Annotated in this window: 11 protein-coding genes; 2 read left to right on the plus strand and 9 right to left on the minus strand. The window is 33.8% G+C overall.

Features of this window, described 5'->3' with window-relative positions:
* Window positions 1-22: 22 nt before the first annotated feature.
* The 7 genes from RHO11_03600 to RHO11_03630 all read right to left on the minus strand — a co-directional run bounded on the left by RHO11_03600 (window position 23) and on the right by RHO11_03630 (window position 8,181).
* The gene (locus RHO11_03600; GenBank protein WVD62221.1) at window positions 23-814 is read right to left on the minus strand and encodes an endonuclease/exonuclease/phosphatase family protein; all 792 of its coding nucleotides are present in this window, start codon (window positions 812-814) and stop codon (window positions 23-25) included.
* A gap of 23 nt (window positions 815-837) precedes the next feature.
* The gene (gshA, locus tag RHO11_03605; protein ID WVD62222.1) at window positions 838-2,397 is read right to left on the minus strand and encodes a glutamate--cysteine ligase; all 1,560 of its coding nucleotides are present in this window, start codon (window positions 2,395-2,397) and stop codon (window positions 838-840) included.
* A gap of 102 nt (window positions 2,398-2,499) precedes the next feature.
* A complete protein-coding gene (locus RHO11_03610; GenBank protein ID WVD62223.1) occupies window positions 2,500-3,189 on the minus strand; it encodes an amino acid racemase in 690 nt (229 codons plus the stop codon).
* Window positions 3,186-4,322: a 23S rRNA (uracil(747)-C(5))-methyltransferase RlmC gene (rlmC, locus tag RHO11_03615; GenBank protein WVD62224.1), complete on the minus strand. Its 1,137-nt coding sequence runs from the start codon at window positions 4,320-4,322 to the stop codon at window positions 3,186-3,188. Before rlmC ends, RHO11_03610 begins: the two co-directional genes overlap by 4 nt.
* A gap of 180 nt (window positions 4,323-4,502) precedes the next feature.
* On the minus strand, window positions 4,503-5,357 hold the full coding sequence (locus RHO11_03620) for a carboxylate/amino acid/amine transporter (GenBank protein ID WVD62225.1): 855 nt from the start codon (window positions 5,355-5,357) through the stop codon (window positions 4,503-4,505).
* Between the two features lie 106 nt (window positions 5,358-5,463).
* Window positions 5,464-5,673: a cold-shock protein gene (locus tag RHO11_03625; protein ID WVD62226.1), complete on the minus strand. Its 210-nt coding sequence runs from the start codon at window positions 5,671-5,673 to the stop codon at window positions 5,464-5,466.
* 414 nt (window positions 5,674-6,087) lie between these two features.
* On the minus strand, window positions 6,088-8,181 hold the full coding sequence (locus tag RHO11_03630) for a 3-hydroxybutyrate oligomer hydrolase family protein (protein ID WVD62227.1): 2,094 nt from the start codon (window positions 8,179-8,181) through the stop codon (window positions 6,088-6,090).
* 344 nt (window positions 8,182-8,525) lie between these two features.
* Here RHO11_03630 and RHO11_03635 point away from each other — a divergent pair, with 344 nt between their 5' ends.
* A complete protein-coding gene (locus RHO11_03635) occupies window positions 8,526-9,221 on the plus strand; it encodes a S24 family peptidase (GenBank protein WVD62228.1) in 696 nt (231 codons plus the stop codon).
* A gap of 56 nt (window positions 9,222-9,277) precedes the next feature.
* Here the strand turns inward: RHO11_03635 and RHO11_03640 are convergent, their stop codons facing one another.
* Both RHO11_03640 and RHO11_03645 read right to left on the minus strand, forming a co-directional pair.
* The gene (locus RHO11_03640) at window positions 9,278-10,060 is read right to left on the minus strand and encodes a hypothetical protein (protein WVD62229.1); all 783 of its coding nucleotides are present in this window, start codon (window positions 10,058-10,060) and stop codon (window positions 9,278-9,280) included.
* Window positions 10,061-10,208: 148 nt separating this feature from the next.
* The gene (locus tag RHO11_03645; GenBank protein WVD62230.1) at window positions 10,209-11,303 is read right to left on the minus strand and encodes an FUSC family protein; all 1,095 of its coding nucleotides are present in this window, start codon (window positions 11,301-11,303) and stop codon (window positions 10,209-10,211) included.
* A gap of 289 nt (window positions 11,304-11,592) precedes the next feature.
* Here RHO11_03645 and RHO11_03650 point away from each other — a divergent pair, with 289 nt between their 5' ends.
* Window positions 11,593-12,621, plus strand: coding sequence for an aminotransferase class I/II-fold pyridoxal phosphate-dependent enzyme (locus tag RHO11_03650; protein WVD62231.1), 1,029 nt, complete (start codon window positions 11,593-11,595; stop codon window positions 12,619-12,621).
* Window positions 12,622-12,754 lie beyond the last annotated feature (133 nt).

Consider the following 12,754-nt stretch of genomic DNA (forward strand, 5'->3'; position numbering starts at 1 on the left):
AATCGGTAACAAATCACGAAAGTTATTCAAATAAAAAATTTACTAACAGCGGATTATGATCAGAAGCTAGAGTATGAATAATTTCCGCCTTTTCAATTTTTAGACCTCGATAAAATACAAAATCAAGTGGTCGTCCCATAAACGTTTTACGGATATCTGTAGTAAAATTTACCGGTTTCAAATTGATTTTACGAATCAGATGGTAAACCAAATGTAGCCGCTGCCGACTCCAGGCATTAAAATCCCCAGCCAGAATTACGGGGCCCTGATGTGTTTCTAATTGATTTAACAACATTCTGATTTGTTGATGGTAAATTTTCACCCCAAAACTAAAATTAACCGCATGAATATTGGCGACCAATAATGTTTTTGTTGTATTAGGTAATGAATATTCAGTAATAAGTGCAGATTTTGGGATCCTAATTAATGGTTCTTTCTCTTTAAACGGAATGACACTAATCGGAAGAGAATTCGCAATTGTCATTACGCCAGCATAAATATCATTAAATGAATAAGCAGGAACATGATCAGCAATTTTATTATTTCGACTAATAAAATTTAATAATTGCGGAGTTGTTTGTGCCTCTTGTAGCAAGATTAGCGCGGAATCATCAATGTATTGCTTTAAAACCGTTAAACTATCGGCACGTTTTTGTTTAAAAATATTCCAAACTAAAATATTTAATTGATTCGATGTAATTAACGGCTTAGTGACTAAAATATGCTGATTGGGCTCAATAAGCTCAACAAGATTATCCCCCTGATAACGAATAACGTAATCATGGTCAGATAATAATCCGATAAACTTCTTCATATTAAGCCCTTATCGATCAGTTTTTACTGATTTACCTGTTTTATATATTCATCAAATGATAAGGTTTGCTTTTGCTCTTTCATCTGTTGTTTAGCTACGGATTGATTACGTTGATAAATAAAATCACCATCAGTTAAAACCTGTAGAGGCTCGGCATTCAATTGTTGCTTATATTGTTTAGCTAATGCTAATCCAAATTTAGACGTGCCCATATCACTAATCGCTTGTAATGTGCGCGCAGATAGCGTCAATTCAGGATCATCAAACATGGTATCTAATCGTTCACACACTTTACGATAACTTTTTTGTGCATCTTTATGATCAAGAACATCGGCGACTCGTAATAAATCTTTAAATAATTCATGACCAACTTTTGCCAGAGGCTCTTGATAGCTACCACAGCCCATACTAATTACTTGTCCTGGTTTACGCCCTTCCATAATTACGCGGTTCCAATTGACTTTAGTACATTGTAGCTCTTCACTACTCATTTCTGGTGCTGGTGCAAGCGCACACCAAATCAAGAAGAGATCAACAAAACGAATCTGATCTTCCGTAATACCGATAGGTGAAAATGGGTTAATATCGAGCGATCGGACCTCAATATATTCAATGCCACCGCGTAATAATGCTGAAGATGGTGTTTCATCTCTCTTCGGTACCCGTTTTGGTCTAATCGGTGCGTAAAACTCATTTTCAATTTGTAGAATATTATCATTAATCTGTCGATAATGGCCGTCAACTTTAATGCCTAGCTTAGCAAACTCAGCTGATTTAGTATGCGTTGCTCGTCTTAACCCTTCGACATAAGTGTCTAAATCATTAAAGGTAATGCCAAGCTGTTTTTGAGCATTATTCGTATAACCAATGTCACTTAAACGTAACGAGGTTGCATAAGGTAGATAACAACTACCATTGGTCTGTTTGTTAAACTCTTGTAACTTTTGTGGATCTTTAATAAATGAACCACACACTGATGGTGATGCGCCAAATAGATAAGGAATTACCCAACCAAAACGGTAGTAGTTACGAATAATACGAAAATAACCAGCCGAGATGACATCTTTATCTTCCTCACCATTTTTAATACCATCTCTTGCCTGCCAAAATGCCATTGGTAAAGAAAAGTTATAATGAACCCCTGAAATGGTTTGCATCATTGCACCATAACGATTCTTTAAACCTTGTCGATAAAGAGTTTTTAGTAATCCTTCATTTGATATTCCATATTGAGCTAAAATAATGTCATCTTCGCTATTAACGAAGCAAGGCATACTTAATGGCCACATGAGTTCATCTTTAATATTAACGTTGGCATAACGGTGCAGATCTTTTAAAAAGGTCAGCATGTAATCAATATTAGTATTAACGGGAGTAATAAACTCAAGCATTGGCTCAGCAAAGTCAGTTGTTATCCAAGGATGAGTTAAAGCAGAACCGATTTCCGCAGGGAATGGCGTTTTTGATAAACTACCATCAGGTAAAATGCGTAATGTTTCACGCTCCAATCCTCGCTGAATCCCTTCTAAAATCGTATAATGCTTTTCTAGCCAAACTAATGCTTTTGATACGTCAGGAATCAAAATAACCTCCGCCTAATACTACGTTACTTAGAACTTTTATTTATCATACCATAACTTTATTCGCTTGTTATATTACCCATGGTTATAAAAGTTTATATAAATTTATGCTACTGCATGTAACGCCGCATATTGCGCATGAATAAGGCTGGTATCAAATAATGGAATAGCTGTATCTTGTTGTTTTACTAATAAACCGATTTCAGTGCAGCCGAGAATAACGCCCTGAGCACCTTGAGTGGCTAATTTATCAATAATAGTTAGGAATGCGGTTTTAGACGCAGCATTGATTGTCCCTAAACATAACTCATCATAAATAACATTATTGATTAACATTCGATCATCGGGCTCAGGAATGATTACCTCGATACCGTTATCGATAATAATTTTTTTATAAAAATCCTGTTCCATCGTATATTTTGTCCCTAATAATGCAACTTTACTAATCTGCTGCTTATGTAGAGCAACAGCAGTAGTTTCGGCTATATGGACAATTGGGATACTGATGTGAGCCTGTATATCTGCAACGACTTTATGCATCGTATTTGTACAAATCACAATGAAATCAGCACCTGCCTTTTGTAAACTCTGCGCGGCATTAGCAAGAATTTTAGCGCTTTTATCCCATTCACCTTTTGCTTGGCACTGCTCTATTTCATAAAAATCGACACTATATAAAATAGATTTAGCTGAATGTAAACCACCTAACTGTTGTTTAATAACTTGATTAATTATTTGGTAATAGGTAACGGTACTTTCCCAACTCATACCGCCAATTAATCCAATAGTTTTCATCTGAAGAGTTCCTTAGTTGTTTTTAGTAAAACAAGAATTTCCATATGCTCAGTATGCGGGAACATATCAAATAATTGTACACGTTCAATTGTGTAATTCGTAAAATAGGTTAAATCGGTTGCTAAACTATGCAAGTTACAACTGGAATATAAAATATAATTAGGTGACATCTGCTGCAAATAAATAGCAAGTTCACTACCTAAACCACGGCGTGGTGGATTGACTAGCACTAATTCGGGTTTAGGTTGCCCTTCTGAAAGTGAAAACTGAGTCGCATCTAATGATTGAAAAGTAATTTTCTCATAATTTAGTAAGTTCGCTGAACGTTTAGCGCAAGCAATAGCCTGAGGATTAATTTCAATACCCGTTAATTGTCTTTCAGGCGTAATACAATGCAATCCAAATCCACCTACACCACAAAACAGATCCCAAATAGAGTGAATAGCTAATGGCGCTAACCAGTGTTGTGCCGTAGCATACAATTGACTCGCTACTGCCGTATTTGTTTGAAAAAAGCTACCTGTTTGAATAAAAAGAGGTACATGATTAAGCTGGACTGATAATTGCTGCTGTGATGTTAAAATAAATTCTTGTTCACCTTCTAAAATAGCCGCATGTTCAGGTTGAATATTTATAGAGATAACCGAAAGTTGAGGTAACGTTTCCTGTATATGATCAATGGCTTTTGTGATTTTATCGCGCTCTTTTTCTGAACGTAAAACTATCCTCAGCATAAACTGATTATCGGCCTGCGTTAATATAATAAATTTTAGTTCGCCTTTTTTGCGATTAATATTATAAGGAACAAGCTGTAATTGCTTAATCAAATCTTTGACTTGATATAATGTCGAGGACATAGTCGATGAATAGAGTGGGCAATCACATAAATCGATAGGAACCCCATCAGTCATAATGCCTAAAATGGGACGCTCTACTGTCCCTAAAACGGCCATTTTTGCTTTATTTCGAAATGCTTTTTCAGGACTAGTGACAGGAGGCAAAACTGATTTAATATTAAACGAACGTAATTTGTCAGCTAATAGCTGCTGTTTATCCGCAATCTGTTCATCATAAGATTTAGCTATCCATTGGCAAGATAGGCATTGTTTATTTTGGTAATAAGAACATTTCATTTCAATTATTTACTTAAATAAAATCATAGGATTAAAAAAATATTAAAAATATTATTTTTTTATGGGAACTTCTAATTTTTTTGTTTGTCTTAATTAGTGCCACTGCGTTATTTTATTTTTCATTTTATTCTTTTGCCATCTATTTTAGATGGCTTTTTTTTTGTTTCATTGAACTGATTTTTAATTATGGTTATGCTTAGTTCGTTGTTGAATAATCAGTGATATAACAATAACAGAAGCTCCAATAATAAAACGTAACCAGTCAATCTGTTGCTGCCATATTACTACATTAACTAAGATTCCAACAGGAATAACTAAGTTATTCATTATTGCCAATATACCAGAATCGACTTTTGTTGCGCCATAATTCCACAGAAAATAACATAAACCAGAAGCAACAACCCCAAGCCAAATTAATATTAACCACTGAAAAGTGGTTGTTGGCAAATGCTGAAAACGACCAAATGCTAACCAACCAATAGTTGCAATAATTGCAGCGCCAACATATACCCAAGCAAAAGCATAATGTTGCGGTAAATGATAAACTTCCATAATGCGTTTATAGCTGACTTGTCCAATAGCAAAAGAGATATTTGCCCCTTGAATCAATATGAAGCCAAGTAAAAAATTAGCTGAAATATGATCATAACGAATAATTGCTGTACCAATCACCGCCAAAAGTGCGGTAAATAGATAACTTACTCTTAATTTATGGCCTTGCAAAAGATCATAAATTAATGTGATATAAATTGGTGTAAAAATAGTAAAAAGAAGCAACTCTGGAACTGTAATATAGTTAAATGCATGATAATAAAAAATATACATAATACCGAGTTGAAAAGCACCCACTAGCATAAGCAATAAGATTTGCTTAAGTGAAAAAATTTTAAACCGAATAAAGGGAAGAAATACACATAATGCTAATAAAACCCTAACAAAAACAGCAAACCAGCTATCTACCTGACCACTTAAATAAACGCCGATTAAGCTAAATGACAATGACCAAACAACCGTCACAATAAGCAAATAGATCATGACTATCCCTATGTATACAAAATAAATTCGGAGGAGTTTACATCTTTTTTGAAGTAAAAAAAACCCGCATATAGCGGATTTTCTTATTAAATTTGGTTAGCTTAGCTTACAGAACAACAACTTCTGCTGCTGCTGGACCGCGAGGACTATCTTGAATTGAAAATTCAACTTTTTGCCCTTCTGCTAATGTTTTAAAACCATCACCAGTAATTGCGGAGAAGTGAACGAATACATCTTTACTACCATCTGCTGGAGTGATAAAACCAAAACCTTTACTTTCATTGAACCATTTAACTTGGCCAGTCTTCTTAGTCATTATTAAGTTTCCTAAAAAATTAATTTTCTTGCCTACTGCGGCTGTTTAAGACTACAACACTGCCAACTCAGTAAAAAACATAAGAAACGTAATAAATCATAAAGTATACAACTGAAATTACATTTTAAATCTTAATGCTACAACAAAGTTAATTCTGTGTCATAAATCTCGTTATTATTACCTCATATATCGTTGACATAATCAAGTAAATAATCATAATTTTAATGACATTGCTCACAGTTTTTATTTGTTTTTATTAAAATTGCACAATTATTTGATCTATATCAAATATTTTACCTATAAAATACCTAACAAAAGTTTACAATTCATTTGCACTGATTAAAATACAACCAAAAAAGGATGAATATATCACTCATATTTATACTAAAAAATAATTAAAATAGTGTATTAATTTTAATCAGGCAGATTAATTGTACCGTTAACCTGTATAATTCGGTTATTTTTTGTTACATTTTTTTCAATAGACCCAATATTATGCAAAGTTATCGTCGGTGCTAAACCGATTTGGCCACCTCTTGGGTGAGTTCTAATAATTTGACTATCGGGTAATGCGGTATTTTTCGTTAAATTACTCCATAACCAATCAATCGCATTTTCACCATAATAATCAATCGGGACTAAACTATTATCAAAAGGATACTCACTATTAAGATAACTGGCATTTTCAACTTCAATATATTTGAGGTTTGCAGCATCCCCTTCAACATGACTATTTAAGGCAACATAAGCACGAGATGAATAATTTGGTAAATTTTTAACATTTAGTTGTCCATGAACAATAATCGTTTTAATTTGATTCAAATTACCTGTTGCAAAAACTTGAGATAATCCTTCATTTACTCGTTGCTCGTCCAATTGATCCCTTAAACATAAAACGCCGGATAAATTATAATCAACGATATGACTATTTTTAGAACGTGAATAAAATTCTCGATGAGGACCATCGGGATCATTATCATTAACAAGATCAATCACAATACTTCTATTATCTAGTTTTATCGGTAGTGAGCCGTCATTTTTAGCCCAAAGAAGGGGAAATATATCTTTCCCTAATGGTTCGATAGCACCATCATTATACAATTCTTCAGTATCAATGCTCGCAACTGAATAACCACATAATTGATCTTGTACACTATAGCGTCCATATTGACTAATATATCGATAAGGCAGATTCGTCGATTGTGTATAATAATAGTAAGGTAGCTGATACGTCATTGCCGACGTCCAACCATATTGATATAGTTTTTCTAATGCTTCATTAGCCTGTTCTAACGGAGTATTAGCTGATAATAGCCCGGCTTCTTTTAATGCCATACACCGATTATTCGCAAAATAAAAGGTATCACTATATGGAATTGGTTTAGCAATACTATCTTCTTTTAATGCGAGCACTGCACATGGTATATAAAGTGCACCATAAGAACTATAGTCAATCAACGACTTTGTCATTAATGGTTTTGCCGGCAATTGACCATGAGTAATCAATAAAGGTACATCTTTATTATTCGCAATTTGGATTTGTGGATTGACGGCAACAATACCATCAATAATACCATCGTGATCTAATTCACCCGCTTTTAACGCTGCACTACCACCATCGGATGTACCATAGACCAATACTAATGTATTGTCTTTATTAAAAATAGCTTCATTGGTTGGAGAAAACATCTCATTAATTTCATAAAAAGCAAACGTAATTGAATCAAGCACATATTGTCCCCATTTTTGCTCTGGACTCTGTTGAGAATAAAGTTGCTTAATCGCATAACGGTTAGTATATTTTTCTTGTGCTGTTAATCCCGGTGTTAACGAAAATAATAAATTATCATCGTCTACAGTTTGCTTAGCAACTTGACCATTAATCAAATAACCATTCTGATTGGTAATATCAAATAGCCCATTGCCTAATCCTTTATCATTGTAGACAACAGCACAATCATGCTTTAATCCCCACAATCCCCTAATTTGTATATCGGTTGGATTATAGAGACCATCAACATCGATAGAAGGGATCGCAACAATACAGGGATTATGTTTATTAAAATCTAATGGGATTTGTAGCAAAAAATTGACCTTTTCATCACCATTTTTTAACGATGCTTGAATTTCAGTACCAGCAACGCGTCCATCAAATAGAGGGGTTAAAGATTGCTGCTTAAAACCAAAAAACGTCCCTTCTCCTGTTTTTATATCAATATAGCGATTTAATCGTGCTTTTCTCAGTTCAACTGCAGTAGGAGTGTTATCGTTTACAAATTGATTTTCAATCCTTGCTTGAGATAATTGAGTAAAACCATGACCTGCTGTAACAAGATCATCAGTTTCACCATCATAAAAGAAAGAACCTTCAATGTGTAACCATGATGGCTTAATATTGCTTGCTATAACAGGCTTTTTATTGGTAAAGGAATAAGTATCAGCATAACTTATATTAGAGCTAAGCAGAAACAGAGAACCTAAAGTAGCAAACATAACACTATTTTTCATAACAAACCTATCAACACCCTTCATTAACTAGCAGACCTATTATATCAATAACCATACGATATTCTGTAAATGATTTTACTTATAAACTTCTTCCTTGTATCTATCATTCTTTCATCTATCTTGATAAAACTTACGCTAATTAATTAATCGAAAAAGGGTATTGCATAAATATCCCTAAAAACTTGAGTATTATTTTGTCATTTATGTATTCAATATTTTACTTTAGCTTTATATTTCTTTATTTATCTTTACTTTTAAGTGTCTCTATGCCATGATTGATGAGGATTTATAATCTATTACGTTAAATTTATTTATTAATATTAGTAGTTAAACGAAGAGATTTTATGAAACAAAATTATTCTACTTTTGCTCAAAGATTAAGATATATCATTGGTGATGATTCATTACTGAGTTTTTCTAAAAAATGTAATTTATCTGAAAGTGCGATTCGAAAATATATCAGAGAAGAGTCAGAACCTACTTTACAAAATCTATTAACGATAGCTAAAGTTGGAAATGTTTCAGTTGCTTGGCTCGCTACAGGTAACGATCCATTTGTATCTAATGCAGACCTACTTCCGCAAGATACCAAAAATATTGTCGTCACAATTCCTGAAATTGAATTTAATAATATTTTATCCTATTCCAAACAAGATATTTATTCAGCTGAAAAAAAAGAATTTATCATTACCGAGTGGGTAATTAGCCGAAATTGGTTATACCGTTCAGGCTTAATTAATGAAAATTTAGCAGTAGTTCAAATTCCATATAATAATATGAGCAATACCATCAAATTTGGCGATATTGCGGTGGTGACCTTAATAGAAGAAGAGCAACAGGATGTGTTAAGTGGCATCTATATTGTATTATTGAATGGTAAACTATTTATCAAACGTATCCAATACGATCCGATTGAAGATGGCTATCATTTTATTAATGATAATCATTCATTTGGTAACCACTTTATCAAACAAGAGAGCAATAACCAATTTAGAGTTATTGCAAAAGTTGAACAAGTCCTTACCAATTTATCAAGCTAGCTATTGGGGTGATATCACTCCCCAATAATTTTTAGTCAGAAAGCGTTTAATTCACCTTATCGGCTACTGATCCACTCTTTCAATATTAACAAATTTTGTCTTTGCATGATATCTAACCAAATTCGTCTAGCTTTTGTCACCGTACCAGTACTGATTTTAAGAACCTGTTCAATTTCATGGTTATTTTTACCATCAGCTAACAAATCAATCATTGTAAGCCAATTTTCACTATAGCCTAAGTGCTCCAGTCCTGTACCTTTTAAATTACTAAAATATCGCCAGCAACTTTTACAACGAAATTGAGCACGTCGAGTATCATTCATTTTTTGGCAATGGATTGAATCGCAATGTGGGCATGTTGCCGTTGTTGCATTTAATATACCAGTCACCCATGATTTTAGCTGCTGGATCTGTTGTACCACATTATCAGGAATTGACTGTTGAGTGCCTTCAATAAATGGCTGATACCATTGGTAAAGTTCAGGATAATGTGTCTGCATGTATTGTTCAATAACCCGAACTCGACGTTTAATAACCCATGGAGTATAAGTATTTAATTCGTGACGAATAGTTGCATAACCTTGCCCACATAGACGTCGTTCAGCAATAATAGGCAGTAATTCGAGTGGGGCTAAACGATAAAATGGGGTATTTAGACTACGATTAAAACCGCGTTTACATACACTACATCGGCAATACCCCGAAGAAGCATTAACAAAATATAATTTGGTATTTTTACAATAAGGACACTCAGTCGGTTTATCGCTTAATAATTTTAGATCGCTAATCAGGGCTTCAGCTTGGTTATGTAGATTAGTTGGGACAAAATTAGAATACATATAGATCTCGCTCATTATAATATCGACTGAATTCTATTTTTTATCTTACACTATAATGATAGGTTACAGCAATAATTTAACGAATAATATACTATTTCAAGACGCTTCAATATATAGACTCCCCTATTTTAACGCCATTTGCTCGCTATCATAATTTCCAGTACATTTTTAACGGCATAATAATCACTTTAGATAATTCAACTAAAATAATCCCAATGACAACCCCCAGTAATCTAGCGATACCAGGCTCTACCGAGGTAGAGGCTAAAGAGTCAGGAACCATAACCACTAAATAAACTAAAACAAATTGGGTTCCAATATAAGAGAATGATTGACCACTATTTTCAATCTGGCGACCAATTAGAATACCGAATGCTAATATTAGGCCTGCGATTAACAAATTAATTTGATAAAAAGGTAAAAATAATAGCGCCAACATCCCACCAGATAAACAACCTAAAAAACGGTGAAAGTTACGCTTAGAGACAACCTTAGCATTGTTAATACTAGATAACGGTACGGTGAGAACAACAAAGCAGGTAATCGCTGTTTGAGCTAAGTATTGCAAATCAAAAAAGTGCTCTAAAAAGGGTAATGTCGCTAACGAAATCATTGCTCGTAATGAGTGAATAATTGTATATTTTTCACACATAGAAAATTTAGCAACATTACTAAGCCCAACTTTAGCTGGTTTTAGTTTCAATTTAGGTTTAACAAGATTAGAAATCAGACTCACAATCATCGAGGCCGTAATTCCGGCAAAAACCTCAACTAAACGAGTGGTAACAAATGTTTGAACTTGGCTAAATGGATTACCTAAAGCATCGACACTAACCATAATGTAAGTAATACCAAAAAACAGCCAAGCATAATTATATTTGCTCGTAATCGCAAAATAGAGCGCAACACCTGCAGTTAAGGCCATTGCAAGTGTAATAAAGAATAGCCCGTCACCGAAAAAATAAGCGGTAATATAGGCTAATAGTGCACCAATAATAGTACCTAAAAATCGCAAAGAACCACGAATAAGTGTATCAATCACATGAGAACGCATCACCATATAACCGGAAAAAGCCGCCCAACCGACATTGGTCGCATTCATTTGATGTGCTAAAAAAATTGCTAAAAAAACTGAGAGAATGACCTCAAACTCATCAATAAAACGAGCTAATGTGATATTTTTATAGTTAAATTGTTGAATAATATCTTTAATAAAAACCGATATATTATGTAATGATTCCATTCGTTAAACCAAATTATACTTTTTATATAGAGTGATAGAGCTAATTGCAAAATATATATTGTCACTAATTTAATGATGCGTCTTAAGGTATGAAAACGATTAATTGATAGTGTTGTGTATTTTCCTAAATGATGATTTGCTTATACTACTGCGAATATATTATTAACTTCAAGATATTTAAATATCTTGGACGATCTTTTTTGCAGTAACATTTATCTATCCGCTAATATCAATCACACTTATTTAATTATATAATCTAATAAGGTATTTTTCTTATAAAGGATATTTTATGTATAGCTTTACTAATGATTATAATGAAACGGCACATCCCATATTATTAGAGGCGCTAATGACCGCTTCGCAACAAAAAAATGGCGGTTATGGTCTAGATAACTATTGTGAAAAAGCAACAAATCAGATAAAAAAAATCCTGCAATCACCTGATTCAGCCGTGCACTTTTTACCCGGAGGTACAATCACTAACCTTACCTTTATTGCCCATACTCTAAGACCTTATCAAGCCGTTATTGCAGCAGAAAGTGGTCATATAGCAGTTCATGAAACGGGTGCAATTGAAGGAACGGGACACAAAGTTATTACGGTAAAGTGTACAGAAGGCAAATTAACTCCTGAACTCATAAAACCGGTATTGGAAGAACATTGCGATGAACATATGGTCCAACCTAAATTAGTCTATATTTCTAATACCACAGAACTGGGGACAATTTACAGTAAAGATGAACTACAAAAGCTATACAAATTCTGTCAAGCAAACAACCTCTATCTCTATCTGGATGGTGCTCGCTTAGCTATGGCCTTAACTGCTCCTGATAATGATATTGAATTTACTGATCTCGCTAAATATACGGATGCCTTTTATATAGGTGGCACTAAAGTGGGTGCGTTTGCTGGTGAAGCGCTGGTTATCAATAATCAGGTACTCAATTACGACTTCCGCTTTACTATGAAACAGAAAGGCGCCATGATGGCTAAAGGCTGGATTTTGGGCGTACAGTTTCTGACACTGATGCAGAATAATTTGTACCAAGAGCTAGGCAACCATAGTAACCAAATGGCGCTTCAAGCAAAAGCCATCTTTACTCAATATGGTTTTACTTTTGCTGAAAAACCACAAACCAATCAATTATTTGTTAATATTCCTGATAATATTGCAACAGAAATAACGAAACATTTTGAGGTTTACTCATTTGGTAAACCTAATTCTACGCATACTTGTTTACGTTTTTGTACATCATGGGCAACAACACAAGACGATATTACTCGTTTAAAACATACAATCGATAAAATCATCAGCTAGTCTTTGTTGATCAAACTTACCTCAATAATGAGGTAAGTTCATCTCAATAGATACCACTAAAATATGATTACAGTAAGTATTTAATACTTAGTGATATATACTGTTTTCGTTATCATTTTGTTGTCACTTTATA

The organism is Orbaceae bacterium BiB (genome assembly GCA_036251205.1).
GTDB lineage: Bacteria > Pseudomonadota > Gammaproteobacteria > Enterobacterales > Orbaceae > Orbus > Orbus mooreae.